Source organism: Streptomyces sp. NPDC030820 (assembly GCF_055572075.1).
In genome coordinates, this window is the sequence record NZ_JBVIEB010000012.1 from 177,637 (window position 1) to 204,286 (window position 26,650).

Annotated in this window: 23 protein-coding genes and 1 pseudogene; 14 read left to right on the top strand and 10 right to left on the bottom strand. The window is 73.6% G+C overall.

All coding sequences use genetic code 11. The annotated features are described in order from the left end of the window. Positions 1–101: 101 nt before the first annotated feature. Complete coding sequence (locus tag ACZ418_RS30585; RefSeq protein WP_468369337.1) at positions 102–983, bottom strand: hypothetical protein; 882 nt, start codon at positions 981–983, stop codon at positions 102–104. 313 nt (positions 984–1,296) lie between these two features. On the opposite strand from ACZ418_RS30585, the gene ACZ418_RS30590 reads away from it, so the two are divergent. Further along, positions 1,297–3,375: a SpoIIE family protein phosphatase gene (locus ACZ418_RS30590; protein ID WP_468369340.1), complete on the top strand. Its 2,079-nt coding sequence runs from the start codon at positions 1,297–1,299 to the stop codon at positions 3,373–3,375. Between the two features lie 3 nt (positions 3,376–3,378). On the opposite strand, the gene ACZ418_RS30595 is transcribed toward ACZ418_RS30590, so the two are convergent. Then, positions 3,379–4,173 (bottom strand): putative protein N(5)-glutamine methyltransferase, encoded by a 795-nt coding sequence (locus ACZ418_RS30595; RefSeq protein ID WP_468369343.1) that lies wholly within the window; start codon positions 4,171–4,173, stop codon positions 3,379–3,381. A gap of 221 nt (positions 4,174–4,394) precedes the next feature. On the opposite strand from ACZ418_RS30595, the gene ACZ418_RS30600 reads away from it, so the two are divergent. The 3 genes from ACZ418_RS30600 to ACZ418_RS30610 all read left to right on the top strand — a co-directional run bounded on the left by ACZ418_RS30600 (position 4,395) and on the right by ACZ418_RS30610 (position 8,641). Then, positions 4,395–6,035, top strand: a complete 1,641-nt coding sequence (locus ACZ418_RS30600; protein WP_468369345.1) for a hypothetical protein — start codon at positions 4,395–4,397, stop codon at positions 6,033–6,035. Between the two features lie 141 nt (positions 6,036–6,176). Beyond that, entirely contained in the window at positions 6,177–7,403 is a 1,227-nt protein-coding gene (locus ACZ418_RS30605; RefSeq protein ID WP_468369348.1) for an AAA family ATPase, read from the top strand. Next, on the top strand, positions 7,400–8,641 hold the full coding sequence (locus ACZ418_RS30610; RefSeq protein WP_468369351.1) for a vWA domain-containing protein: 1,242 nt from the start codon (positions 7,400–7,402) through the stop codon (positions 8,639–8,641). Before ACZ418_RS30605 ends, ACZ418_RS30610 begins: the two co-directional genes overlap by 4 nt. Before the next feature lie 87 nt (positions 8,642–8,728). Here the strand turns inward: ACZ418_RS30610 and ACZ418_RS30615 are convergent, their stop codons facing one another. Next, complete coding sequence (locus ACZ418_RS30615; RefSeq protein ID WP_468369354.1) at positions 8,729–9,817, bottom strand: ABC-2 transporter permease; 1,089 nt, start codon at positions 9,815–9,817, stop codon at positions 8,729–8,731. Between the two features lie 126 nt (positions 9,818–9,943). Here ACZ418_RS30615 and ACZ418_RS30620 point away from each other — a divergent pair, with 126 nt between their 5' ends. After that, positions 9,944–10,342: a MarR family winged helix-turn-helix transcriptional regulator gene (locus ACZ418_RS30620; protein WP_468369631.1), complete on the top strand. Its 399-nt coding sequence runs from the start codon at positions 9,944–9,946 to the stop codon at positions 10,340–10,342. A gap of 16 nt (positions 10,343–10,358) precedes the next feature. Here ACZ418_RS30620 and ACZ418_RS30625 read toward each other — a convergent pair whose 3' ends face one another. Both ACZ418_RS30625 and ACZ418_RS30630 read right to left on the bottom strand, forming a co-directional pair. Continuing rightward, positions 10,359–11,111, bottom strand: a complete 753-nt coding sequence (locus tag ACZ418_RS30625; RefSeq protein ID WP_468369634.1) for a GNAT family N-acetyltransferase — start codon at positions 11,109–11,111, stop codon at positions 10,359–10,361. Between the two features lie 5 nt (positions 11,112–11,116). Beyond that, complete coding sequence (locus ACZ418_RS30630) at positions 11,117–12,040, bottom strand: quinone oxidoreductase family protein (protein ID WP_468369357.1); 924 nt, start codon at positions 12,038–12,040, stop codon at positions 11,117–11,119. Between the two features lie 179 nt (positions 12,041–12,219). On the opposite strand from ACZ418_RS30630, the gene ACZ418_RS30635 reads away from it, so the two are divergent. The 6 genes from ACZ418_RS30635 (at position 12,220) to ACZ418_RS30660 (ending at position 17,916) form a co-directional block, all read left to right on the top strand. Beyond that, positions 12,220–12,825, top strand: a complete 606-nt coding sequence (locus ACZ418_RS30635) for a sulfite oxidase-like oxidoreductase (RefSeq protein ID WP_468369359.1) — start codon at positions 12,220–12,222, stop codon at positions 12,823–12,825. Between the two features lie 325 nt (positions 12,826–13,150). Further along, positions 13,151–13,870, top strand: a complete 720-nt coding sequence (locus ACZ418_RS30640) for a ferredoxin reductase (RefSeq protein WP_468369637.1) — start codon at positions 13,151–13,153, stop codon at positions 13,868–13,870. A 227-nt stretch (positions 13,871–14,097) separates the two neighbouring features. Next, on the top strand, positions 14,098–14,682 hold the full coding sequence (locus ACZ418_RS30645; RefSeq protein ID WP_468369362.1) for an Rv1733c family protein: 585 nt from the start codon (positions 14,098–14,100) through the stop codon (positions 14,680–14,682). A gap of 106 nt (positions 14,683–14,788) precedes the next feature. Continuing rightward, positions 14,789–15,757, top strand: a complete 969-nt coding sequence (locus tag ACZ418_RS30650; RefSeq protein WP_468369364.1) for an acetylxylan esterase — start codon at positions 14,789–14,791, stop codon at positions 15,755–15,757. Between the two features lie 118 nt (positions 15,758–15,875). After that, positions 15,876–17,042: a serine hydrolase domain-containing protein gene (locus ACZ418_RS30655; protein ID WP_468369367.1), complete on the top strand. Its 1,167-nt coding sequence runs from the start codon at positions 15,876–15,878 to the stop codon at positions 17,040–17,042. Positions 17,043–17,172: 130 nt separating this feature from the next. Continuing rightward, a complete protein-coding gene (locus ACZ418_RS30660) occupies positions 17,173–17,916 on the top strand; it encodes a GntR family transcriptional regulator (RefSeq protein ID WP_468369369.1) in 744 nt (247 codons plus the stop codon). Here the strand turns inward: ACZ418_RS30660 and ACZ418_RS30665 are convergent. After that, a complete protein-coding gene (locus ACZ418_RS30665; RefSeq protein ID WP_468369371.1) occupies positions 17,886–18,638 on the bottom strand; it encodes a class I SAM-dependent methyltransferase in 753 nt (250 codons plus the stop codon). The two genes, ACZ418_RS30660 and ACZ418_RS30665, sit on opposite strands and share 31 nt — an antisense overlap. Positions 18,639–18,642: 4 nt before the next feature. After that, positions 18,643–19,206: a PadR family transcriptional regulator gene (locus ACZ418_RS30670; RefSeq protein WP_468369373.1), complete on the bottom strand. Its 564-nt coding sequence runs from the start codon at positions 19,204–19,206 to the stop codon at positions 18,643–18,645. Between the two features lie 76 nt (positions 19,207–19,282). Between ACZ418_RS30670 and ACZ418_RS30675 the strand changes: the two genes are divergently transcribed. Next, positions 19,283–19,681 (top strand): nuclear transport factor 2 family protein, encoded by a 399-nt coding sequence (locus ACZ418_RS30675; RefSeq protein ID WP_468369376.1) that lies wholly within the window; start codon positions 19,283–19,285, stop codon positions 19,679–19,681. Between the two features lie 129 nt (positions 19,682–19,810). Here ACZ418_RS30675 and ACZ418_RS30680 read toward each other — a convergent pair whose 3' ends face one another. Then, positions 19,811–21,076 carry a cytochrome P450 family protein gene (locus ACZ418_RS30680; RefSeq protein ID WP_468369379.1) on the bottom strand — a complete coding sequence of 422 codons (1,266 nt, stop codon included), beginning with the start codon at positions 21,074–21,076 and terminating at the stop codon, positions 19,811–19,813. A gap of 362 nt (positions 21,077–21,438) precedes the next feature. Here ACZ418_RS30680 and rho point away from each other — a divergent pair, with 362 nt between their 5' ends. Together rho and ACZ418_RS30690 are read left to right on the top strand one after the other, a co-directional pair. After that, positions 21,439–22,587 carry a transcription termination factor Rho gene (gene rho / locus ACZ418_RS30685; RefSeq protein WP_468369382.1) on the top strand — a complete coding sequence of 383 codons (1,149 nt, stop codon included), beginning with the start codon at positions 21,439–21,441 and terminating at the stop codon, positions 22,585–22,587. Between the two features lie 238 nt (positions 22,588–22,825). After that, positions 22,826–23,518: pseudogene (locus tag ACZ418_RS30690) on the top strand (D-alanyl-D-alanine carboxypeptidase family protein); the annotation flags it as partial. Between the two features lie 62 nt (positions 23,519–23,580). Here the strand turns inward: ACZ418_RS30690 and ACZ418_RS30695 are convergent. Then, on the bottom strand, positions 23,581–24,987 hold the full coding sequence (locus tag ACZ418_RS30695; RefSeq protein ID WP_468369384.1) for a glycosyltransferase family 87 protein: 1,407 nt from the start codon (positions 24,985–24,987) through the stop codon (positions 23,581–23,583). Beyond that, positions 24,984–26,387 (bottom strand): polyprenol phosphomannose-dependent alpha 1,6 mannosyltransferase MptB, encoded by a 1,404-nt coding sequence (mptB, locus tag ACZ418_RS30700; protein WP_468369387.1) that lies wholly within the window; start codon positions 26,385–26,387, stop codon positions 24,984–24,986. The genes ACZ418_RS30695 and mptB overlap by 4 nt, the downstream gene beginning before the upstream one ends. Positions 26,388–26,650: the final 263 nt, after the last annotated feature.

Consider the following 26,650-nt stretch of genomic DNA (forward strand, 5'->3'; position numbering starts at 1 on the left):
TCGCTCCTTTCGTGCCGCGCCGCGGTGGAACGGAGTACCCCGCCGAACCGCGTCCATCCCCAGGAAAGCACCACCCGCCGGTCGGCACACCCCAGGCGGGCTCAGCCGCGGGAGAACTTGTACGTCTTGCTGTCCGTCAGGATGCAGAAGCCCGGCGACATCACGATCACGCGCAGGATCCCGGTGCGGCGGTCGTAGTCGATTCCCTCCACCTCGAAGGTGCCCGAGCAGGAGCTGCGCAGCGGCAGCCGGCGCAGAGCGGTGACATGGCCGGTGACGTCCCCGGACCCGTTCGGCGGGGCCGACAGGTCGATCTGGAGCAGCGGCTTGGTGAGGCCGAAGAGGCTGCCGTCGGGGTCGTCGGAGGCGCACAGCAGGGTGGTGGGGCCGGAGAAGTCGCAGCCCTGGACGTCGCGGACGGCGTGGTCGAGGTTGACCGTGGAGACCTGCGGGAGGTTCGCCGAGGGCGAGGTGGACGGGTTGACGCCGGGGGTGGGGAAGACCAGCAGGCGGTTCATCGTGCCCCACTCGCCCGAGAGCATCCACTGGCCGTCGGGCGAGATCGCGTCCCAGGAGTTGTTGAGGGCCTCGCCGGGGCTGAGCGTGTGGACGTACTCCGACCAGGTGCCGTCGGGCGCCTGCACGCGGTACATCTTCGAGTTGCCGGAATCCTGCTGGTAGGGCTCGATGTAGTAGCCGTTGTACGAGGCATCGGGGTCTCCGACGTGGTTCCAGCCGCGCATGGAGACACCGAGGGGAATGGTGCCGATACCGGTGTACCGGTTGGGGCTGTTCGCGGGAACCTCCACGGAGGTCAGCCCCTGGCTCTCGTCCAGCGGTCTGGCGTGGTCGGAGCCGGTCTCCGTCCAGTTGTCGGCCGCGGAGGCAGGCGCGGGTGCGGTGAGGGACACGACGGCGGCGGTGACGAAGGTGACGATTCCGGCGAGGACTGCGTGACAACGTTGCCGGGCGGGCGCGGGCATGGCCGACTCCTCGGGCGGGGTGCGGGGGCGGGAACACTCGGTCGGCGGACAGTCTGGCGTGGCGTGATGGTCATGTACAGGCCAATGCAGCAACATGAGCGTGAACTCTCCCCGTCCACCGAACGGGCGTGCAGGATGTCCGGGACAGGAGTCCGGTCCCGGCGTGACGGCTTCGGCGGACGTGCACGGCTGTGGTGAGAGATGGTGGAGGTACCGGCGACGGCGTCGGAGAGTCGGGTGTGAACGCGGTGGATCAAGGGGAGTCGGCACGGGGGACGACGTGCCGTGCGGACGGGCGAAGGCGGTGCATGGCATGAGTGCAGCCGAGGCTCCGGTGACGGAGGGCGGCGAGCCCGCGCGCGGACCGGTGCGGCCGGGCGGGCTGCTCGACGTGCTGGGCGTGGCGTCCGTGGTGCTGGACACCACCGGCCGGATCGTGCTGTGGAGCCCGCAGGCGGAGGAGCTGTTCGGATACAGCGCACAGGAGGCCCTCGGCCAGTACGCCGCCCGGCTGATGGTCCACGAGCGGCACTTCGAGCTGGTCGGCAAGCTCTTCGCCGACGTCATGCGCACCGGGCAGAGCTGGGCCGGCGGCTTCCCGATCCGGCACAAGGACGGCAGCACCCGCCTGGTGGAGTTCCGCAACATGCGGCTGCTGGACGACCGCGGTGACGTGTACGCGCTCGGGCTGTGCGCCGACCAGTCGACCGTACGGCGTCTGGAGCAGGACGTGGCACTGTCCGAGCGGATGGTGAGGCAGTCGCCGATCGGCTACGCCGTCCTGGACACCCAGCTGCGGTTCGTCTCGGTCAACCCGGCCCTGGAGAAGATCAACGGGGTGCCGGCCGCAGAACACGTGGGGCGGACGATGCGCGAGGTGCTGCCCATGCTGGACTCCGAGCCGGTGGAGACCGACGCCCGGCAGGTGCTGGACACCGGCGTGCCCGTCATCGACAACACACTGGTCGGCCGTACTCCCGCCGACCCGGACGAGGACCACGCCTGGGCTCATTCGCTGTACCGGCTCGAGGATGCCATGGGCAACGTGCTCGGTGTCGCGGTCACGGTGGTCGACATCACCGAGCAGCACCGGGCCTCCATGGAGGCGGAGGCCGCCCGCCGTCGACTCGCGGTCATCGCCGACGCCTCCGCCCGGATCGGTACGACGCTCGAACTGGAGCGCACGGCCTGCGAGTTGGCCGAGGTCGCGGTACCGGAGCTCGCCGACGTGGCGGCCGTGGATCTGCTGGACTCGGTGGTGGAGGGCCGGCGCAGCACGCTCGGACCGTCGGAGTCGGCGGTGATCCGGGCTCTCGCGGTGCGTCCGCAGGACGGCTCGGACACGGTGCTGGCCGCCGATCCGCCCGGCCGGATCGCGCGGTACGGACCCGACCGGCTGGTCACCGAGTGTGTGCGCTCGGGCGAGGCGGTGCTGGTGCCGCAGGTGAAGGACGAGGATCTGCCGCGTATCGCCCGCTGCCCCGAGGCGGCCGAACAGCTGGGCCGGGCGGGGCTGCACTCGTATCTCGCGGTGCCGCTGATCGCGCGCGGCGAGGTGCTGGGCGCCCTGGATCTCAAACGCACCCGCAATCCGGCGCCGTTCGACGAGGACGACGTGCTGCTCGCCCGGGAGCTGGCGGCCCGCGCGGCCGTGCAGATCGACAACGCGCGCTGGTACCAGAACGCCCGCAACACCGCCCTCACCCTGCAGCGGAGTCTGCTGCCCAGCAGCCCGCCGGTGACGACCGGCCTTGAGGTGGCCTCCCGCTACCAGCCCGCCGGGGCCACCAGCGAGGTCGGCGGCGACTGGTTCGACGTCATCCCGCTGGAGGGCGGCAAGACCGCGCTCGTGGTGGGCGATGTGATGGGCAGCGGGCTCAGCGCGGCCGCGACCATGGGCCGGCTGCGCACCGCGACCACCACGCTGGCCGCCCTGGACCTCGACCCGGCACTGCTGCTGGAGCACCTGGACAAGACCACGTCGGCCCTGGACCACTCCATCGCGACCTGTATGTACGCCGTGCACGATCCGCATCTGCGGCAGTGCCGGATCGCCAACGCCGGCCATCTGCCGCCGGCCCGGCTCCGCCCGGGTCGGCCGCCGGAACTGCTCGACCTGCCGACCGGGGTGCCGCTGGGCGTGGGCGGGGTCCCGTTCTCCACCGTCACCGTCGACTTCGAGCCCGGCGACGAGCTGGTGTTCTACACCGACGGGCTGGTGGAGACCCGCTCCCACTCCCTGGACGAGCGCCTGGACTTCCTGCTGTCCCTGCTCGACGACCCGGCCCGCCCCCTGGAGGAGACCTGCGACTTCCTTCTGCGGACCCTGCACCACCCCGACAACCACGACGACGTCGCCCTGCTCATCGCCCGGGCGCTGGAACTGCCCTGACGGTTACGGCAGTACGCCGATCACCACGTGCGCGGACAGCTCCTCCGACACTGCCAGACGGGCCGTCAGACCCGCGTCGGAGAAGGCTCGTACGGCGGCGCGTGCCTGGCGTTCGCTGGTCTCGGTCAGCAGACAGCCGCCCGGTGCGAGCCACTCGGGCGCTCCTGCGGCCACCCGGCGCAGGACGTCCAGGCCGTCGGCGCCGCCGTCCAGGGCGACGCGCGGTTCATGGTCGCGTGCCTCGGCCGGCAGCAGGGGCAGTTCGGCGGTGGGGACGTAGGGCACGTTGGCGGTGAGGATGCTCACGCGGCCGCGCAGCGCGGTGGGCAGGGCGTCGTAGAGGTCGCCCTGATGGGCCCGGCCGTCGAAGGCGGCGAGGTTGCGCGAGGCACAGTGCACGGCGGCCGGGTCGATGTCGGCCGCGTGCACCTCGGCGCCGTCCAGGGCGGCGGCGAGGGCCGCGCCGAGCGCGCCGGAGCCACAGCACAGGTCCACGACGACGCTCGCCCGCGGCACCTGGGCCAGCGCCTGGTCGACCAGGAACTCGGTACGGCGGCGGGGGACGAAGACCCCCGGTTCCACCGTGACGCGCAGTCCGCGGAACTCGGCCCAGCCCAGGATGTGTTCGAGCGGGTGCCCGGCGGCGCGCCGTTCCACCATCGAGGCCGCTTCCTCGGGCGTGCGGGCGGTGGCGAGGATCAGCTCCGCCTCGTCCTCGGCGAAGACACACCCGGCGGCGCGCAGGGCGGAGACGAGGGTGGCGGGGGACGAAGAAGACAGGGAACCGGGAGAAGACATGGGGCGGAAAGCCTTTCGGACCGCGGGACTTCAGGGCGCTCTCGCGGTCACCGCTGCCGGTGCGCCGTCCGCGACCGGACGGCCACCCTACCCCAACGGGTGCGCCCGGCTCCGGGTGGGAAAAACGCCTGGCGCGGTGCGGGCCGGGCGGCTACGCTCGCCGCGATGACGACTCACGCCTCGCAGAGATTGGGGGTCCCGTCCGCGCAAGGTGAGCGCTGATGCTCCCTTCCACCGCGTACGGGGATTCCCGGCTTTCCTTGTGGCTGCGCGTACGGACGTACGCCGTGCCACCGTCCATGATCGAGCTCGCCACCGGCCGGCGTGCCGCCGGGGACTGGGCGGGGGCCTGCGCCGCCGCCCGGATCGACGTCGACCTCGATCTGCGTTCCGTCGCCCGGGCCCACGGCCGGGAGACCGCGGCCCGGCTCCGCGCCGACCTGCGCTGTCTCGCCCCGGACCTGTTGCGCTGGCACATGCCGAGGATCGCACCCGACGGACTGCTGCGCCCCGGCCTGACGCTGACACTGGCCCGGTACGAGCGGCCCGGCCGGGCCGGCCCACTGCATCTCGTGGCCCGTACGCCGCCGGCCTGGGCGGACGCCGGGCAGCGGATCAGCCTCGCCCTGTTCGATCCGGCCGACCCGCCCGCCGGCCGCCATCCGCATCCCCGCCCGAACCGCCGCTACCGGCTCGATCTGCACCGGCATCTGTGGGACGCGAGCAGGGCCGGCGAGCTGCGGGACCGGTCGGGCGCCGGCGGTCCCGCGCCGCCGGACCACGATCCGCTGGGTCTCGTCCCGCCGGGGCACGGCTGTGCCGTCGGCCGGTGGGCGGCCGAGGCGGGCATCCTGCTGCGCGCCGACGGACACTCCGGCGGAACCTTCGCCGTACGGCTCGGCGGCGGCCGCCGCTTGCTGCTGGCGGTGGCGGCGGATGGGGACACACCGGAGCCGGCCGAGAACCGGCGCGGGACCGACCCATCCGACAGGCCGCCGGGCCCGGCCGAGATACGGCACGGTGGCCCACCGCACCCTGTCGCGGACGGGCGCGACACCCAGGATCCGACCGAACCCCCGCGCGCAGCCTGCCCGACCGGGTTACGGCACCATCGCCGACCCGACCACTTCCCCGACGGGCACGACATCCTGGATCCGACCGAACCCCCGTACGCAGCCTGCCCGGCCGACGGGCCGCCGGGCCCGGCCGGAATACGGCACCACCGCCACCCCCGCCACAGCACCGAAGGGCGCGACGCCCCGGATCCGGCCGAGCATCCGCACCAGTTCGCAAACCGTGACGGCGCGCCGCACCTGAGGATCGTCGGCGGGCTTCCGCCGGGCGGGCTCTCCGCCGTACCGGTGCTGCCCGATGCGGCGACCTGGGTGGCGCCCGATCTGGAGTTGCTGCGTGCCGGGCTGATCGGCGCGGACCGGCTGCATCCCCTGGTCGCCGACGCCTGGTGCCCAGTCACAGGGCCACCGGTGCGCTCCGCGATCCGGATCCGGTGGAACAGGCGCGTCAGGTGCAGTGCCGGGGAGCCACGCACCGGATCGGCCTGGTCGGCGGTGTCCTGGTACCGCTGGACCACGGTCCGGACGAGATCCGGCGCGAGGAGCTGCTGGCCGCGCTCGGCGGACCGCCACTTCCCTGTCTGTGGGTCATCGACGAGGCGCACCGGCGCCCCGACTGCCTGGCCGGTGTGCGGGAACGGCTGGACCACGGGGACACCGAAGGCGCCCTGGCCGTGGTCGAGGGGCTGCTGGGCCCCGGCGCGGTGCTGCGCGAGGGACCGCTGCGGGACGAACTCACGGCGGCCGCCGAGCGGCGCATCGCCTACGGGCTGTACCGGGCCGCTCTGACCGGCCCTGGCGGCACCTCCACCGATGCGAACCGCCGCGCCGGCCGAAACCGTCGCCCCGCCCGACGGCAGACCCGCACCGTCACCTTCTTCTGAACCTCCTTCCTCTTCCGCCCACTTCACACACTTCAGGTGATCCCACATGACTGCTGCCACCACCCGTGTCTCCCTCGTTCCGCAACTCGATGTCGCCGAAGCCCTGTCGGCCCTGCTCCGCGACACGACCACCGAACCGCGCTCCGACGTCCAGCTGGAGGCGCTGACCCTGGCCGTGGCCGCCGATCTCCCGGTGCTGCTGTGGGGCGAGCCGGGCATCGGCAAGACGGCGGCGCTGACCCAGCTGGCCTCCGCCCTGGACCTGCCGCTGACGACCGTCATCGCGAGCGTCCATGAGCCTTCCGACTTCTCCGGTCTGCCCGTCGTGGGAGACGATCCGGCGGTGCAGGGCGTCCCGATGGCCCCGCCGGACTGGGCGGTGCGGCTCGTCCGGGCCGGGCGGGGACTGCTGTTCCTGGACGAGCTGTCCACCGCTCCCCCGGCGGTGCAGGCGGCCCTGCTGCGGCTCGTGCTGGAGCGGCGGATCGGCGCACTGCGGCTGCCGCCCGGGGTGCGGATCGTGGCCGCCGCCAACCCGCGCTCCTCGGCGGCCGACGGCTGGGAGCTGAGCCCGCCGCTGGCCAACCGGTTCGTGCATCTGCAGTGGAGCCACGATCACGACGTCGTCGTGCGGGGCCTCGGCGGGACCTGGCCGCGGGCGACCCTGCCCCGGCTCGACCCGGAGCGGCTGTCCGAGGCCGTGGCCTTCGCCCGGCGTGCGGTGTGCGAATTCCTCGTGGCACGGCCGGGGTTGGTGCACCGGCTGCCGAGCGGGGAGGGCCGCCGGGGCGGCGCATGGCCGTCGCCCCGGAGCTGGGAGGCGACCCTGCGGCTGATCGCCTTCGCGACCGCCGCCGGATCCTCGCGGGACGTGCTGTCGCTGCTGGTGCGGGGCACCGTGGGGGACGGCCCCGGCCTGGAACTGCTGGCGAGCCTGGACCGGATGGACCTGCCCGACCCCGAGACGCTGCTCGCCGACCCGGCGAGCGCCGAACTGCCCGAGCGCGGAGATCTGCGGCAGGCCGTACTGGACGGCGTGGTGGACGCGGTCCGGGGGCGCCCCGAGCGGGCCCGCTGGGACGCCGCCTGGGCCTTGCTGGTGCGGGCGATGGAGTCCGGGGCGCCGGACGTGGTGGTCGTGCCGGCGACCACACTGGCCTCCCTGCGCCGGGAGGACTGGGACGTACCGGCGGCGATCGAGCGGCTGGCCGGTGTGGTGTCGCTGTCCCGGCGGGCCGACCAGGCCGCCCGGGTCGCCGGGGCACACCGATGACGGCGGATGCGCCCGGCGCGCTCGACCTCGGCAAGTTGTTCGCCGCCCGGCTGCACGCGGCCCGCGTCCGGCCGTATCTGGCCACCGCGCTGTTCGCGCTGCGGACGGTGGAATCGCGGGAGGTCCCGACGATGGGGGTCGACCGGTACTGGCGGTGCTATGTGTCACCGGCGTTCGTGGACCGCACACCGGTGGCGGAACTGGCGGCGGTGTGGGTGCACGAGGTGGCCCATCTGCTGCGCGATCATCACGGCCGCAGCGACCGGTTCGCCCGCGAGCACCAGCTGACCGGGCCCGCGGAGCGGCTGCGCATGAACATCGCCGCCGACTGCGAGATCAACGACGACGTGTACGGCGAGGGGCTGGTGGAGCCCGAAGGCGCGGTGACACCGCAGACGATGAGCCTGCCCTCGGGGTGGTTGATGGAGGAGTACCTGCGGGCCTTCCGGCTCCGGCCGCGACTGGATCGGCTGGCCTGGCTGGACTGCGGCAGCGGCGCCGACGGGCTGGACCGGGGCTGGGAGCTGGGGCCGGACGGCGCGCACGGGCTGAGCGAGCAGGAGCGGGACGTCGTCCGGTTCCGGGTGGCGCAGGGCATCAAGGGCAGCCCGGGCGACGCACCGCGGAGCTGGCGGCGGTGGGCGGAGGAGGTGTTCCATCCGCCGCAGCCGTGGCGGCAGTTGCTGGGCTCGGCGCTGCGCTCGGCGGTCTCCGCTCCGGGTGTGGGCGAGGACTACAGCTACGGCCGCCCGGCGCGGCGTTCGGCCGGGCTGCCCGGGATCGTGCTGCCGAGTCTGCGGCGCCGGCCGCCCCGGGTGTGCGTCGTCATCGACACCTCGGGGTCGGTCAGCGACGCCGAACTGGGCAGCGCGCTGCTGGAGGTGGCCGCGATCTGCCGGGCCGTGGGCGGCCGGCGGGACCTGGTCTCCGTACTGTCCTGCGATGCCGCGGCCCGGACCGTGCAGCCGCTGTGCCGGACGGAGGGCATCGAGCTGGTGGGCGGCGGCGGGACGGATCTGCGCACCGGGTTCGCCCGCGCGCTGCGGACACGGCCCGACGCGGTGGTGGTCCTGACCGACGGTCAGACGCCCTGGCCGGACGAACGGCCGTCGTGCCGGACGGTGGTGGGGCTGTTTCCGCGGGCCGGCGGGTCGTACGACGAGGACCGTCCCGACTACCGGCCGGACACACCCCCGGCGTGGGCGCGGGTGGTGACGATCGGGTCGGCGGCGGGGTGACAGGCCGGGCAGGGGCCCGTCCGACGACGTGCCGGCAGGGAGCTCCGCCCGTCACCGGGCGCGCTCCCTGTTCCGGACGGCATCGGGTCAGACGCCGACCGTCTCCTCGACCTCTTCCTCGGCCGCCCGCGCCGCCTCCCGCTCGGCAGGTGCCACGGCGGGCGCGGCAGTCGGCTCGGTCCCGGTCGCGGTGCCGGGGTGGCCGACCGCGTGCCCGGCCTGCCGGGGCCGCTCGTACAGGGCCGCGATCCCGGTCACGACCAGGCCCACCAGCAGCCAGACGCCCAGTGTCCACACGTTGCGCGAGAGACCGTCGTCGCCGAAGTACAGCAGACTGCGCACGCCCTCGACGAAGCCGGCGCCGTTCCAGAAGGCGTGCAGCGTGCCGAAGAAGCCGTTCTGCAGCTCGGGGCGGAACAACCCGCCGGAGCTGGTGAAGTTGAGCATCACGAACAGCACCATCATGGTGAGCGTGGTCCACCGCTTCAGGAAGGTGTGCAGTCCGACCCCGATGAACAGGATGCCGGCCGAGTACAGCCAGGCCATGCCCCACACGCCGGCGAGGTCGTGGTGGGCGAGGTGGAACACCGGTCCGGCGAGCAGCGCTCCGATGCCGCCGACCACCGCGGAGACACCGAGCGTGAGCAGCGCACGTACCCGCACAGGGAGGGCGGCGCCCGCGGCACCGAGCGCGGCGACCGAGGCGTAGGAACCGATGCTGATGGCGATGAGCAGGAAGAACAGGCCCTGCCCCGTGGGGTCGTCGGCGACCGGCTCGGCCACGTCGGTGACCTTCAGCGGCACGCCCCCCTCGGCGGCGACCGGCGTGAAGACCTTCTCGACCGCCGTCGCGCCCATGTCGGAGGCGGCGCTCGCCACCAGCAGCTCGGGCGCCTTGTCGCTCGGCACATAGGCGCCGGTCACATCCCTGGACTTCAGCAGGCCGACGGCTTCGGCGCGGGTCGCGACCGTGCGGACGTCGAGCTTGTCCCCGGCGGTGTCCTTGACCGCCTGGGCGAAGACCTTCGCCTGCGGGGCGCTGCCGACGACGGCGACCGGCAGGTGGTGCGGCTCCGGGGTCACGAAGGCCCCCATGTACGCGAGCCCCATGCCTATGCACATCAGCAGCGGGGTGATCAGGTGCGTGAGCACATGGCGCAGTGCGGGTGACCTCATCGCGCGCGACCTCCAAATAGTTGGCTTATACAACTCCCACATCAAGTTGTACTATACAACTAGAACGCCGGAGGAGGTATTCCCGTGAGCGCAGCGGAGTCGGCCGTCGAGACGATCCAGCGCGAGATGACCATCTTCGCCCGCCGGGCCCGGGCCTCGGCGGGCCGTATGCACCCCGAGCTGTCCCTGGTGTCGTACACCCTGCTCGGCCACCTGGAGGAGCAGGGTGGCTGCCGGGCGACGGATCTCGCCGCCCACTACGCGCTCGACAAGTCCACGGTCAGCCGCCAGGTGGCCGCGCTGGAGCGGGCCGGGCTGATCGAGCGCCGCCTGGATCCGGAGGACCACCGCGTCCAGGTGCTGCATCTGACGGAGGGCGGCCGGGGCATCCTCGCCCAGGTCACCCGCAGTCGCCGGGCCGCGTTCCGCGAGCGGCTCGCCGACTGGCCGGAGGAGGACCTGGTGCGCTTCGCGGCCTACCTGGAGCGGTACAACGCGGGTCCGGGCGAGACCGGGGCCGGCTGACCGCCGGCCGCGAGAGCTACGCCACCGGCACCGCGGCCCGCGCGTCGGCCGGCTGCTCCGGGGCGCGCGCCGCGAGGAAGGCCGTACGGCGGCGGAGCCGGAAGCCGAGGGACTCATACAGCCGGATCGCGCCCGTGTTCTGGGCGCTCGTGTGCAGGAACGGCGTCTCGCCGCGCTCCCGTATGCCGTGCGCGACCGCGAGGACCAGCCGGGTGGCGAGGCCTTCGCCGCGGAAGGCGGGGTCGGTGCAGACGGCGCTGATCTCGGTCCAGCCCGGCGGGTGCAGCCTCTCCCCCGCCATCGCGATCAGCGCGCCGCCGCGGCGGATGCCGAGGTAGGTGCCGAGTTCGACGGTACGCGGCAGGAACGGCCCGGGCCGGGTGCGGGCCACGAGGTCGAGCATCTCGGGTACGTCCGCCGGGCCGAGGCGCACCGCCTCCGCGTCGGGCGCGGCGGCCAGGCCGTCGTCCACGAACTGCACGCCGTCGATCCGGAAGGTGATCTCCCAGCCGTCCGGTACCTCGCCGCAGTACCCGGCCAGCGGGATCTCCGCGCCGGGACCGGCCAGCGCGGCCAGGTCCGCCCAGTCCCGCGCGTCCGGTTCGTCGGGCAGCGCCAGCCAGGGAGAGACGTCGGCGGGGTAGCGCAGCACGCGGCCGCGCCGCTCGGCGAACCGGGCGTGCGGGCCGGTCAGGGAGGCGAGGGCGGGGTTGTCGAGGACATGCGGGGCGTCGGCGGCGGGCCCGTCGCCGAGGTCCGCTCCGGCTATGAGGCTCACGCGGCCACCTCGATCACGATCTTGCCGAGGGCGTGCCCGTCCTCGACGGCGCGCAGCGCCTGGCCCGCCTGCTCCAGCGGGAAGCTGCGGGTGATGTGCGGCTTCAGGGCGCCGCGTACGACGAGGTCGGCCACCGCCTCGAGGACTGCGGCGGTGCGGACCCGCTGGACGGGGGCGCCGCCGAGTGCGGCCGCCGCCTGCTGCGGCGAGCCCGCGGTGACCAGCTTGCCGCGGTCCTTCAGCAGTTCGGCGGCCTCGCTGAGCACCGGGCCGCCCACCAGGTCGTACACCCCGTCGATCCCGTCCGGCGCGGCGGCCCGCACCCGCTCGGCCAGCTCGGGCCCGGAGGACACGTGCACCGCGCCCAGCGACTCCACGAACTCCCTCTTGCCCTCGCTCGCCACGCCCACGACCCGCAGTCCGAAGGCGCGGGCGATCTGCACCGCAGCGCTGCCGACGCCGCCGCCCGCGCCCGTCACCAGCAGGGTCGAGCCTCCCGGCAGGTCGAGCTGGCGGACCCCGTCGTACGCGGTCGCGGCGGCGACCGGGAGGGTGGCGGCCTCGCGGAAGGACAGCGCGGCGGGTTTGTGGGCGGTCCCGTCGGCGGTGAGCAGGGCGTACTCGGCGAACGCGCCGTGGGCGGCGCTGCCGAACACCTCGTCACCCACGGCGAAGCCGGTGACTCCCGGGCCGACCTCCTCGACGACGCCGGCGGCCTCGCTGCCGAGGACCGTGGGAAAGACGGGCTCGCCCTCGCCGGGGCGGCGGAAGCCCTGGCGCAGCTTCCAGTCGACGGGATTGACGCCCGCCGCGCGGACCGCGATCAGGATCTCGCCGGGGCCCGGGCTGGGACGGTCGAGGTCGATCAGCGCCTCCGTCTCCGGTCCCCCGTGCCGCGTGTGGACATACGCCTTGGACATGCCGTTTCCCTCGCTTCTCTCGCCCTGCCACCGGTGTACCGGTGCCGGCATCGAGCGCAAAGGAGAAGCGCCGCAGAGCTATTCCCGTGGTCCGAAAGAATTCATACGGCCGCAATCATCCGGCCTGACGGGCGGTGACCAGGGAGGGAGCACGCGGAACGACCACGTACGGTTGCAGCATGAACGTTACGCGAGGCTTCACGGGCCGCCCGCGCGTCCACAATCCGGGGCTGCCGCCCGGGCAGTACGACGCACGCGAGGACTGGCCGGTCCTGTCCGCCGAGGTCACCCCCGATCTCGCACCGGCCGACTGGTCCTTCCGCATCGACGGCCTGGTCGAACAGCCGCACAGCTGGGACTGGGACACGGCGCACGCGCTGCCGGAGTCGGCGTACGACGGCGACATCCACTGTGTGACCGGCTGGTCGAAGTTCGGCGTGCGTTTCGGCGGGGTCTCGCTGGACGCGTTCTTCAATGTGGTGCGGCCCCACGTGTCCGCCACCCATGTGCTCGCCCGCTCCCACACCGGCTACACCACCAACCTGCCGCTCGCCGACCTCACCGGCGGGCGGGCCTGGATCGCCTGGGAGTACGACGGCAAGCCGCTCCCCGCCGAGCACGGCGGCCCGGCGCGCCTGCTGGTGCCCCACCTCTACTTCTGGAAGAGCGCCAAGTGGATCGCCGGCCTCACACTCCTCGACCACGACGAGCCGGGCTTCTGGGAACGCAACGGCTACCACGAACGCGGCAACCCCTGGCAGGAGCAGCGGTACTCCGGTGACTGACACGGTGACGACGAACCCGAACAACCACGCCACGGCACCGAAGGCGGCCACTGCCACGCCGGACGAGTCCGCCCACGCCCCGGCCCCCGCCCCGGATCCGGCCGCACCCGCCACAGTCCCGCACCCGACCGGCCCCACCACAGCCCCCGCCCCGGATTCAGCGGCCCGCGCCACAGTCCCGCACCCGACCGGCCCCGCCACAGCCCCGGAGCCAGCCATCTCCTCACAAGACGCCGCCGGTGTCACGCCGCCGCGCGCGGCCGCGCCCGGCGCGGCCCCGGGCAGCCCGGCCACCAGCCCCGTCGGCCCCACCCCGCGTTTCGCCGTGCCCGGACGCATCGCCGTGAGCGATCAGGTGGCGGCCGTGTGGCAGGTCGCCACGGTGACGGAGATCCGGCGGGAGACGCCGCACGCGGCCACCTTCCGGCTGGCGGTGCCGGGCTGGGCGGGACATCTGCCCGGCCAGCACCTGCTGCTGCGGCTGACCGCGGCAGACGGGTATGTGGCGCAGCGGCACTACTCGATCGCCTCGGCGCCGGACGACTCCGGGCATATCGAGCTGACCCTGGACCGGGTGCCGGACGGCGAGGTCTCCGGCTGGTTCCACACGATCGCCCGCCCCGGTGACACCGTCGAGGTGCGCGGGCCGCTGAGCGGCTTCTTCGCCTGGCCGGGCGACCGGCCCGCGCTGCTGATCGGCGCCGGCTCCGGGATCGTCCCGCTGATGTCGATGGTGCGGCACCACCGCAGCCGCGGTCTCACCGTGCCGCTGCGCATGCTGGTGTCCGCACGCAGCCCCGAGGAACTGATCTACGCGGCCGAGCTGGGCGCCGAGACGACGCCCGTCTTCACCCGCAGCGCCCCACAGGGTGTGCCCGTGGGACGTATGGCGGCCGCACATGTGGCGCCGCTCCTGGCCGAGCAGCCTCCCGGTGGGTGGGAGGCCTATGTGTGCGGATCCACCGCATTCGCCGAGCACGCGTCCCGGCTGCTGGTCGCGGCGGGCCAGCCGGTGGACCGGATCCGCATCGAGCGGTTCGGCTGACCGTCCGGGTCGCGCGCGGGGGTCGTTCGCGCAACGGTGGGGCGCATGGCGCGTTCCGTGCTCCAAGTGGGCTTGAACCCGCGGTTCGCGGCGTGAGCGAGGTGCTCCGTACGGGGTACGAGACGGGTGTGGACGCTCGTGTGCGTGAGCGGGGAAGGGGGTGACGGGTCCGGGCCTCATGGACCGGCTCGTCGGCTCTCCGGCTCCGGCGGTGCGAGGAGGTGGACATGCGTACCGGGGTGCGTGGTTGGCGCTGGCGGCGCAATCCGCTGCGGCGCCACTCGGATGTCGTGGAAGCTTGGACGGTGCTGATCGTCGCCGTCCTTCTGTTCGTGGTCACACCGCTGGTCGGCGTGGCCGCGGGTCTGCGCGCGCATGACACGGCCCGCAGCATCGCGGCCACCCAGCGGGCCGAGCGCCACCAGGTCCGTGCGCAGGTGTTCGGCGATCCGCCCGAGCGGCTGTCCGCCGAGCAGGGCGATCGCGCGTACCCGTACCGCGCCCACGTCCGCTGGACCGAGCCCGGCAAGGGAAACCGTACGGCGTGGGCCCGGGTGCCGGCGGGCACCCGTACCGGTGACACGGTCGCGGTGTGGTTCGACGCCCGGGGCCGCAGTGTCGCGCCGCCGCCGAACGACGCGGCGGTCTGGCAGCACACGGTGACCGTCGGGCTGGTCGCGGCGGGCGGTACGGCGGCCCTCGTGCTCCTAGCACACGGGGTCGAGCGCCGGATCGCGCTGCGCCACCGGCTGGCGGAGTGGGAACGGGAATGGGCGCGGACGGGACCGAGGTGGACCCAGCCGCGGGCGTGAGGGGCAGGTTCCCGGCCACCGACAGGGATCAAACGCTTACTGGCCAGTCCTCCGGCACCCACGTACGGTGACCTGACGCAGTCTCCCTTCGCAAAGGTGGTTGTAGATGGCCCTGTTCGACCTGCCCCTGGACGAACTCCGCGAGCACCGCAGCGAGTCCACCGAGCCCGAGGACTTCGACGCCTTCTGGGACAAGACCCTGGAGGAGGCACGCGAGCACGAGCTGGACGCCCGCTTCGAGCCGGTGGACACCGGGCTGTCGACGGTCCAGGTGTACGACGTGACGTTCGCCGGGTTCGGCGGTCACCCGGTCAGGGGCTGGCTCCGGCTGCCGGCCGGTGCGACCGAACCGCTGCCGCTGGTCGTGGAGTTCGTCGGCTACGGCGGCGGGCGCGGGCTGCCGCACGAGAGCCTGCTGTGGGCCTCGTCGGGCCGGGCGCACTTCGTGATGGACACCCGCGGCCAGGGCAGCGCGTGGGGCGCCGGGGGCGGCACCGCGGACCCGGTCGGCACGGGCCCGGCGTACCCCGGGTTCATGACGCGGGGCATCGACGCGCCCGAGAACTACTACTACCGCCGGGTGTACACGGACGCCGTACGCGCGGTCGAGGCGGCCCGCTCGCATCCGCTGACCGACGCGGCCCGTACCGTGGCGCTCGGCGCCAGCCAGGGCGGCGGCATCACGCTGGCCGTCGGCGGCCTGGTCCCCGACCTGGTCGCGGTGGCGCCGGACGTGCCGTTCCTGTGCGACTTCCCGCGCGCCACCACGCTGACGGACCGGCACCCCTACCGTGAGATCGGCCTGTTCCTCAAGACGCACCGGGGCCGCTCGGCGGAGGTGCTGCGCACGCTGTCCTACTTCGACGGGGTGCACTTCGCGGCCCGTGGCCAGGCCCCGGCGCTGTTCTCGGCGGCGCTGGAGGACCAGACCTGCCCGCCGTCGACCGTGTTCGCCGCGTTCAACGCCTGGGCGCACGAGGACAAGGCGATCGAGGTCTACGACTTCAACGACCACGAGGGCGGCGGCCCCTTCCACGAGGTGGAGAAGCTGCGCTGGCTGCGGTCGTACGCCTGAGGCGGCGGACGGGCGGGAGGGTCTGCCGGAGACTTCCCTCCAGTCCGACCAGTCGGTACGTTCGAGGGGCCCGGGTCGCAGCGTCGCGGCCCGGGTTTCCGGCGACGACGGAGGTCCCATGTCCGCGCACGAGACACAGGTCCACGGCCACTGCGACGCGCGCTTCGCGGCGGTGCGGGAGGCGTTCGAGGACAACTTCCGGGAGCGGGGCGAACTGGGTGCCGCGGTTGCGGTGACCGTCGACGGCACCACGGTGGTGGACCTGTGGGGCGGCTGGGCGGACGCGGCCGGTACCCGCCCGTGGGAGCGGGACACGCTGGTCAACGTATGGTCGACCACCAAGGGCCCGGTGGCGCTGTGCGCACACCTGCTGGCCGACCGGGGGCTGCTCGACCTCGACGCACCCGTGGCCGTGTACTGGCCGGAATTCGCGGCGGCGGGCAAGGAGAAGGTGCTCGTCCGGCATCTGCTGTCGCACCGCGCCGGGCTGTCCGGACTGCGCGAGCCGCACTCCGTGGCGGACCTGTACGACTGGGGGCTGACGACCGCCCGGCTGGCGGCGACCGAGCCGTGGTGGGAGCCGGGCACCCGCTCCGGCTATCACGCGCTCACGTACGGCTTCCTGGTCGGCGAGGTCGTCCGGCGGATCTCGGGGCTGCGGCCGGGGGCCTTCCTGGAGCGCGAGGTGACCGGGCCGCTCGGCATCGACTTCACGGTCGGGCTGTCGGCGAAGGAGGCGGGCCGGGCGGCCGAGCTGGTGCATCCGCCGGCCGCCTCCCACAGTGAACAGGCAGCGATCTTCAGCCAGTTGACGCCCGCCGCGCTGGCGGCGCTGGCGAATCCGGTGGTCGGCGCGGCGGAGGCGAACACACCCGAGTGGCGGGCGGCGGAGATCCCCGCGGCGAACGGACACGGCACCGCACGCGCCGTCGCGGCGCTGTACGGCGTCTTCGCCGGGCGCGGCTCGCACGGCGGGCGGCGCATCCTGTCGCCGGAGGCGGCGGAGCGGGTGCGCGAGGGCCAGGGAAGCTGCCGCGATCTGGTGCTGGGCGCGGGCTTCGAGGGCGAGACCGAGGTCGGGCTCGGTCTGTGGCTGAGCGGGCGGAACGGGTCGTACGGCCCGAATCCGCGGGCTTTCGGTCATGACGGGTTCGGCGGCTCGTGCGGGCTCGCCGACCCGGAGGCAGGCGTGTCACTGGGGTACGTGATGAACCGGATGGGACCGCGCATCGCCGACGACCCGCGGAAGATGGCGCTGATCGACGCCCTGTACAGCGCCCTGTGACGGCGTGATCGCGCGGGCGGGTTTCGGCCGAACCGCCGGGCCACTCTTCCCTTGTGGTTTAGACCAGTGCTAAGTGTGGTCGCGCAACGAGCCCGCACGACTACGTCTTGTCACCACAGGAGGGCGCGGCATGGCCCGCACCACCCCGCACGAACCCGCGCAGCGCGACGACCGGCCCCTGTACGGGCGGATCGCGGCGCTGCTCCTCGACGAACTGCGCGCCGGCACCATTCCGCCGGGCGAACGACTGCCGGGCGAACGGCACCTGGCCGCCTATTTCCAGGTCAGCCGGGAGACCGTCCGGCAGGCGCTGGAGCTGCTGCGGCGCAGTGGTGCCGTCGCCACCGACCGGCGGGGCAGCCATGCCACGCTGCCCGCCCGGCCGGTCGCGGCGCCGGGGACTCCGGCCTTCCCGCTGGGCGCCCGCTCGACGGACCCGTCCGCGGTCGACCGGGCCACGGTGACCTGGGAGGCGCCACCGCCGGACCACGCGCGGGAGCTGGGCCTGGCGCCGCAGCGGCCGACGCTGGTGCACCGCTACCGGTCGGCCACGCCGGACGGGCGGGCGCTGCGCACGGCGGTGACGTCGTTCTCGGCGGTGGCGCTGACCGAGGTCGCGGAGCTGGCCCGCTACCGGGGCCGGGCCGACGGCACCACCCCCGCGCAGCTGCGCCGGGCCTACGACTGGATGCGCAAGGCCGGCCTGTCCCTGCACCACCGCGATTCCATCACCCAGGTCGACGGCGCCGCGTCGGTGCGGGTGACCCGGCGGGTGCACGACCAGTACGCCCGGCCGCTGGAGATCACGGACCTGGTGGTGGACGCCGAACGGGACGCGCTGGTCTACGAGTTCACGCTGCCCGCGGCCGGCTGAGCCCGCCGGGCCACCACCAGCCGGGCCCGTGGGCTGCCGTCGCCGCGCCGCCCGAACTCGGGCAGGGCGTACAGCTCGACGGCGAACCCGGCGCGGCCCAACTCACCGAGCACACCACCGAGCCGGAAGGCCCGGTAGTACATGACGAACGGCGGCCGCCACAGCGCGTTGCGCACCCGCATCACCGCGTCGAAGCCGAGCAGCATCCAGTAGCCGGCCTGGGCCGGACGGGGCGGGGCGAGCACCGGGAAGGCGAACCGGCCGCCCGGCCGCAGGACGGAGTGGACCTGGGTGAACAGTCCCGGCAGTTCGCGCGGCAGGAAGTGACCGAAGGCCCCGAAGGAGACCACGAGGTCGAAGGCGGCCGCGAACGGCAGGGCCCGGGCGTCGCCGCGCACCCAGGCGACCTCGGCCCCGCCGGCGGGCCGCACCCGGCGCCGGGCGACATCGAGCATGCCCGCGCTGAAGTCGACCCCGGTGATACTCCGCCGGCACAGCCCGGCGAGTACCTCGGCGCCCGCGCCCGTGCCGCAGCACAGGTCGAGTCCGTCCTCGAACGGGCCGAGCGGGGTGAGCGCCTTCGCCACGGACTCCAGGACGTCGTCGGGCGTCCGGAAGGGCGTGTGGTCGAACTTCGGGGCGAGCAGGTCGTAGCCGTGCTCGACGGACGACAGCGCCTGCACGGCGAGTTCACTCAGGCTGGGGCCTTCGGGACCGAACATCTCCTCAGCCTAGGGCCACCCGCTGCGCCAGGACCGCGAGAACCCGCTCGCACCAGCGCAGGTTCTCCTCCTCGAAGCCGATCCCGGCCATGAGGGTGAGGTAGGGGCCGACGCGGTCGGCGCTGCGGAGGTACTCGTCCTCGGTCCGGCCGTCGAGGAGGCGGCGCTGCACCCGCCGGTAGCGGTCGAGCTTTCCGCGCGCCCAGCTCATGCGCTCCTCGATCAGTGCGCGGGTGACCTCGGGGTCGGCGCCGTCCAGCGCCTGGATCTTGATGAGGAGTTCGTCGCGGATGGCGGTGGGCCGCTTGGGGGGCTCGGCGGCGAAGGCGTCCAGCTCCGCCCGGCCGGCCTCGGTGAGCGTGAACATCCGCTTGTTCGGCCGCCGCTCCTGCTGCACCGTCCGCGCCTGGACGAGCCCGTCCTGCGCGAGGCGCTCCAGCTCCCGGTAGAGCTGCTGCGGGGTGGCGGGCCAGAAGTTCGCGAGCGAGACGTCGAACGACTTCGACAGCTCGTAGCCCGAGGCCTCGCCCTCCAGCAGGGCGGCCAGGACGGCGTACTTGAGCGACATATGGACAGGCTAGCAGTCGTTGATTAATCTCATCCGCATCTATTCAATTAATTGACTAACTCTGCGAGGTGATCCGATGCATGCGTTCCGCGCCGCGGTCGAGGCCGGCGACATCGATGCGGTGGAGGCACTGCTGGCCGAGGACGTCGTCTTCACCAGCCCGGTGGTCTTCAAGCCGTATCCGGGCAAGGCGATCACCGCGGCGATCCTGCGCGCCGTCTCCCAGGTCTTCGAGGACTTCCGGTACGTCCGGGAGATCGGTGACCCGGCCTCCCCCGACCACGCGCTGGTCTTCACCGCGCGGGTGGGCGACCGCGAGCTGACCGGCTGCGACTTCCTCCATGTGAACGAGAACGGCCTGATCGACGAGCTCATGGTCATGGTCCGTCCGCTGTCCGGGGCGCACGCCCTCGCCGAGGCCATGGGCGCGCGGTTCGACGAGATCGTGAAGGAAGCGGAGGCGCGGTCGGCGTGAGCGTCCCTCCGCCTGCTGACCGGACCCGGGTCGTCGGCGCGGGGGTGTCCTGGCTGACCAGGTAGGCCTCGTCGCCGGGCAACCTCTACGCCCAGTCCACGCCGTCGTGCGGTTCCATGACCATGCGGCTCAGGCTCCGGGGGATGCGCCGGGTGTGAGCCGGACCGGCAGGGTGCGCACGCTGTTGCCGACGAAACCGGCGTGCGGGGCCAAGTCGGCTTCGGCTGCGGCGATTTCGAGGGCGGGGAAGCGGGTGAAGAGCCGCTCCAGCGCGATGCCGGCCTCCAGCCGGGCGAGCGGCGCGCCGAGGCAGTAGTGTGCGCCGTGCCCGAGCGAGAGATGGCGCACGGCGCCGGGCCGGGCGGGACGGGTGACGTCGAAGCGGTCGGCGTCGGGGCCGTGCGCGGCGGGGTCGCGGCCGGCGGCGGAGTAACCGGCGAGCACGGGGGTGCCGGCGGGCATGAGCGTGCCGTCGACGGTCAGGTCGCGCACCGGGTACCGGAACGGGAAGTAGCTGACCGGCGCGTCCCAGCGCAGGGTCTCCTCGACCACGTCGGCCCAGCTCGCCCGGCCCGCGCGCACCAGGTCGAGCTGGTCGCGGTGGGCGCACAGGGCGCGTACGGCGTTGGTGATCAGGTTCAGCGTGGTCTCGTGCCCGGCGACGATCATCAGCAGGAGCGTGCCGATCAGCTCCTGGTCGCCGAGCCGGTCGCCGCCCTCGTCGCGGGCGGCGATGAGCGCACTGGTGAGGTCGTCGGCGGGCGCCGCGGCCTTCGCTGCCGCGATCTCGCCGAGGACCGCGACGAGTTCGCGGTTGGCGGCGATGGCCTCGGCCGGCTCGATGTCGGTGGCCACGACCTGGCTGCTGAGGTGGTGCAGCCGGTCGCGGAACCCGGCTTCTACGCCGAGGAGTTCGCAGATGACCCCCATGGGCAGGGGCAGGGCGAAGTGCCGCCGCAGGTCGGCAACGCCGCCTGCCGCCTCTGCGGCGCGGGCCAGGTCGTCCAGCAGGGAGGCGGTCAACTGCTCGATCCGGGGCCGCAGTTGCTCCACACGGCGGGGCGTGAAGGCGTGCCCGACCAGGGACCGCAGCCGCCGGTGGTCCTCCCCGTCGGCGGTGGTCATGCCCTGCACGGTGGCGAACGTGAGCAGCGGCCAGCCCGCGGGGATCCGGCCCTCCCGCAGATCCGTGAAGTGACGTGCGTTCTTGGCGACTTCGGGATGCTGCAGCAACTCCTTCAGCGCCTCGTGCCCGAGTACGGCCATCCCCTCGATCCCGCCCGGCAGTTCCACCGGGACCACGGCACCGCCGGCCAGCAGCCGCGCGTTGACGGTGTGCGGGCAGCCGCCTGCGGGGTCGAGTCGGTGCGCGGGCCGGGTGGGAGGGGTCTCCACGGGTTCTTCTCCTGACGGTTGGGCGGAAGAGCAGGGTGGCTCGGCGGAAGAGCAGTGGCTCGGGCGGGAATAGACGCGGACTGCATCATGTTGACCGAACCGAGCGCACGGGTATAGTGCGATCAGCGCATGTGCGTGTCCCGCCGTACGGACACCGGTGCCGCTGTCCTCTCCACCAGCCCCTCGGCCGAGGCTTGAGACCGGCCCGGGCTTCTTCTCTGCACCACCTCGTGACCAGGGCGTTTCCGCCGTACCCGAGGTGTCGTTCCCGCCGCCCGGAGGCAGCTGTCAAGGCCTCCCGCTCGCGGCCTCTCCCCCCTTCCCAGCTCCCACTTCTTCCGTCCGTGAAAGGACCTCCCACCATGACCACCACACTCGAACACCCTCCCGTGGTCCAGCAGGCCCCGGCCCCCCGGCTCGTCACCGGCGTACTCGACATCGACGCGCAGGGGAAGGGGCACCTGAGGGGCCCGAGCCTCCTGTCCTCCCCCGCCGACCCGCAGCTCTCCCCGGCCCTGATCCGGCGCCACGGGCTGCGCAAGGGCGACCTCGTCGAAGGCGTCCGGGGTGACCGGCGCGTGCTGACCGAGATCACCCGCGTCGACGGACACGACCCGGCGGACCTGCGCGGCCGGCGTCACTTCCGCGATCTCACCCCGCTCCACCCGCACGAGCGCATCCGCCTCGAACACCCCGCGTCCGGACCGGCCGGGCGTGTCACCGATCTCTTCGCACCGGTCGGCAAGGGCCAGCGCGGGCTGATCGTGGCCCCGCCGAAGAGCGGCAAGACGGTGCTGCTCCAGCAGCTCGCGGCCGCCGTGGCCGGCAACCACCCCGAGTGCCGGCTGATCGTCCTGCTGCTGGACGAGCGCCCCGAGGAGGTGACCGAGATGCACCGCTCGGTGCGCGGCGAGGTGTACGCCTCCACCTTCGACCGGACGCCCAAGGAGCACATCACCCTCGCCGAGCTCGTCGTCGAGCGGGCCAAGCGCCTGGTGGAGGCCGGCGAGGACGTCGTGATCCTGCTGGACTCGCTGACCCGGCTGTGCCGGGCGCACAACAACGCCTCCGCCGCCGGTGGCCGCACCCTGAGCGGCGGTGTCGACGCGGGCGCGCTGGTCGGCCCCAAGCGGTTCTTCGGCGCCGCCCGGCAGGCCGAGGAGGGCGGCTCGCTGACCATCCTCGCCACCGTTTTGGTGGACACCGGCTCCCGCGCCGACGGCTACTACTTCGAGGAGCTGAAGAGCACGGGCAACATGGAGCTGCGCCTGGACCGGGAAGCCGCCGCCCGGCGTCTCTTCCCCGCCATGGACCTCGACGCCACCGGCACCCGCCGCGAGGAACTCCTCCTCACTCCGGCCGAGTTGACGGCCGTCCACGGCCTGCGCCGCGTCCTGCGCTCCCGCGAGGGCGGTCCGTCCGGTCTGGAGACCCTGCTGGAGCGGCTGCGCTCCACCCCCGACAACGCCGCGTTCCTGCGGCAGATCCGTCCCACCCTGCCCACCGGCTGAGCCCGTCCGCAGGCGGCCGGGTGCGGCTTACGGGTTGCTCGCGTGGGCCGAACGGCCCTTCCAGCGCGAGGGACGGCGAGCCTGTTCGTACGTTGATCACATGATCACCGGACTTTCTCATCGGGTGGCCGTGTCGGCCTGTTCCCTGTGCGTGGCGGGCGTGCTGGCACTCACCCCGGCCACCGCCTCCGCCGGGCCCCGTACCGGGGAACCCGCTCCGCCCGGGCCCCAGGCAGCGATGCCCGGGCCGAACCAGCTCTACCGCTCCGGCGTCCTGGTCCGTCCGCACCAGGACGCGCCCGAGCTGCCGCACGTGTCGGCGCTGTCCTGGGTGGTGGCCGACGCCGGCAGCGGGGCGGTGCTGGCCGCGAGCGACGCGCACCGCAAGCTGCCGCCCGCGAGCACCCTGAAGACCCTGTTCGCCGTCACCGTGCTGCCCGCCCTGCCCGCCGGGATGCGGCACACCGTGCGCAACACGGATCTGGCGGACATCGGCCCGGGCAGCAGCCTGGTCGGCGTCCGGGAGGGACTCACCTACCGGGTGTCCGACCTGTGGCGCGGAGTCTTCCTCAACTCCGGCAACGACGCCGTGCACGTGCTCGCCTCGCTGAACGGCGGCTGGGAGGCCACCGCCGCCGAGATGCAGACCAAGGCACGCTCGCTCGGCGCCATGGACACCCATGTCGTCTCCCCCGACGGCTACGACGCCGACGGCCAGGTGTCCTCCGCCTACGACCTGGCGGTCTTCGGCCGGGAGGGCCTGCGCAATCCCGACTTCGCCCGGTACTGCTCCACCGCCGAGGCGGACTTCCCCGGTGACGGCGCGTCGTACGGCATCAGGAACACCAACCGGCTGCTGACCGGCCAGAGCGGCGTGGCGAAGTATCCCGGGCTCATCGGCATCAAGAACGGCTACACCACCAAGGCGGGCAACACCCTGGTGGCCGCGGCCCGCCATGGCGCCCGCACGCTGGTGGTGACCGTGATGCACCCTCAGCAGGGCGGCGGGTTGGCGGTGTACCAGGAGGCGCGCGAGCTGCTCGACTGGGGCTTCGCGGCGGCCGGCCGGGTGGACCCGGTCGGCTCACTGGACGGGCTGCGCGTCACCTCGCGGACGGTGTCGAAGGGCAAACCGGTGGCCGCGGCCACGTCGCAGGCACCGGACGACCGCTCGGGCTGGCCGGGCCCCGCCGTCGTCGCGGGGCTTGCGGGTCTCGTCGCCGGCGCCGCGGTGGTGACGCTGCGAGCCGCCGTGGTGGTGGCGCTGCGGGCCAGGGGCAAGCGCCCCCCGCGCGGCTGACCCGTCGGCAGGCCGAGCAGCAGCCCCAGCGAGATCCAGGTGTAGGTGTTGCTGCCGAGGAAGCCGCCGATGCCGGAGGCGTCGTCGAACCACAGCCACACCACGCTCGTGCACAGCACCGCGTACAGGGCGCCCGCGATCCGCGGGTGCCCGGCGCGGAGCAGCACGGCGAACGACGGCAGCAGCCACACCAGGTGGTGCACCCAGGTGATGGGGCTGACCAGGCAGGCCGCCGCCCCGGTGAGTGCGAAGGCGGCCGTCCAGTCACCGGCCCGCACCGCCTGACGGGCCCGCCACGCCCAGACGCACAGGGTCAGCAGGACCGCCGTCGCCCACAGCGGGCGGCCCGGCTCGCCGAGGCGGGCCAGCACTCCCTGGAGCGACTGGTTCGACACATAGTCGAGCCGGCCCACCCGGCTGGTGTCCCACAGCGCCTCGGTCCAGTAGTAACGGGACGCGCGCGGGTCGGCCCAGGCGGCCAGCGCGGTCGCCGCGAGGGCGACGGCCGTCGCCACTCCGGCCGCCCGGCGCCGCCCGGCGAGCAGCAGCAGGCCGATGAACAGGGCGGGCGTGAGCTTCACGGCGGCGGCGAGGCCGATCCCGGCACCGGCCCAGCGCTCCCGGCCGGTCGCCAGGAGCAGGCAGTCCCCCAGGACGAGGGCCAGCAGCACCAGATTGACCTGGCCGAAGCTGAAGGTGTCCCGCAGCGGCTCGAACAGCGCGAGCAGGCACAGGCACAGCGACCAGCGGTACCAGCCGTGCCGGCGCCAGTCCGGTCCGGCCAGGATCCGCAGGATCACCGCCAGCGCGGCCAGGTTGACCAGCAGGGACGCCGCGATCGCCGAGTCACGGTCCAGCAGCGCCAGCGGCAGCATGGCGACCGCGGCGAACGGCGGGTAGGTGAAGCCGTACATGGTGCCCGGCACCCGATAGTCGTAGATCCGCCCGCCGTGGTGCGCCCAGGTGTGCACGGTGCCGTAGTAGACGCGCAGGTCGAAGAAGTCGCGCAGCAGCGGCACGGTCGCCGTGAAGACGGTGACCGCGGCGCCGAGGACGAGGACCAGCAGCAGACGGCCCCTGGTCGTACGCGGCCCCCTCACGCCATGCGTCCCGGGGCCGGGGCCTGGGCCGCCTGGTGGGCCTGCCACAGGACGACCACGCCGAGCACCCCGCCGGAGACGGCGAGCACGAGTTGCCCGAGGTCGGCCGGGCCGCCGCTGGGCAGGACGGCGAGGGCGAGGACGCCGGCCAGGGCAGCGACCCGGTGCCGTACCGAGGTGCTGGGCGCGGCGGCAGCGATGAGGAACAGGCCCCACAGCATGTACCAGGGGCGGATCGCCGGGCCGAACACGGCGACCGTGAGCAGGCTGAGCCCGAGGGCGTACACCGGTCTGACGCGCAGCCGGAGCCATATCAGCGCCACGGCGACGGCGGTGGCGGCGAGGCCGAGCAGATGCCAGGCCGGCACGGCCAGCGGGGCCAGGCTGCTGCCGAGGTGCTCCAGCAGGGCGCTGGTGGCGCGGCCGAGCAGGCTGGTCAGGGCCCAGTTGTGCGGGGAGACGGGGGTGGCCAGGGCGCCGATCCAGCCGTAGCCGGTGCCGGCGACGGCCGTGGCGGCGACCGTCGTCACGGCGGAGGCTGCCGCCGCGGTCAGGACGGCCGGCACCGGGCGGCGGCCGGAGCGGACCTGGAGGGCCACGACCGCCAGCAGGCCGAGCGCGGCCGGCGCCTTGACCAGGGCGGCCAGGGTGACGAGGACGGCCCCGAGGACTCCGCCGGCCGGCCGTTCCCCGCGCGCGGCGACCAGGCCGAGCCCCAGCAGACCGAGCATCAGGGCGTCGTTGTGGGCGCCCGCCACCAGGTGCAGCAGGACGAGCGGATTGAGGGCGCCGAGCCAGAGGGCGGCGGCCGGGTCGGCGCCGCTGTGCCGGGCGAGGCGGGGCAGCGCCACCGCCATCAGGGCCACGCCGAGCAGGGCGACCAGGCGCATACCGAGCAGGCCGGCCGGCAGCTGGCCGCGGGTCAGGCCGGAGAGCGCGGAGGCCAGGACCATGAAGGCGGGGCCGTAGGGGGCGCCGGTGTGCTGCCACATCGGGGCCACCTCGTCGGCGAGCGGGCCGCCGAGCTGGGCCGGGCCCTGGGCGTAGACGTCCATGTGGTGGTCGACCATGGCGCCCTGCGCGAGGTAGCTGTACACGTCCCGGCTGAACAACGGCGGTGCCAGCAGCAGCGGTGCCGTCCACACGGCGAGCACCAGCAGCAGGGCGCGCGGGGTGGGCGGCTGGGGGCCGCGCACCAGACGGCCGAGGAGCACCCAGGCCGCTATCAGCAGGACGACACCGAAGTACACCCCGACCAGGCCGAGCGCCGCCTGCACCGAGGCGGGAGCCAGGAGATCCTGCACGGGCAGGGCACCGGCCGTCTCACCGCCGAGCGCGAGAAAGGCGGTGCCGGCCAGCCCGAGCACCTGGCAGCTGCGGAGATCGACGGGGAATGCCATGGCCAACACTGCTTCAGCGTGTCAACTCCGGGTGGCCGGAAGGCGACGCTCCTCTCACCTGCGGGCAACCCGCATGTGACCGGCGTGTGAGAAACGATGACTTCCGGGCGTACGGAAGGTCACTTCTGTGTGCCATCGGCCTGTTCCTCGGCGCCCTCCTGCCCGCCCGCGCCGGAACGCGCCAGGTCATCGCCCCGAACTCCAGGGCCAGACCGGTCTGCTCCAGCACATGCTGCCGTGCGGGGCGGACGCAGTCCGTTACG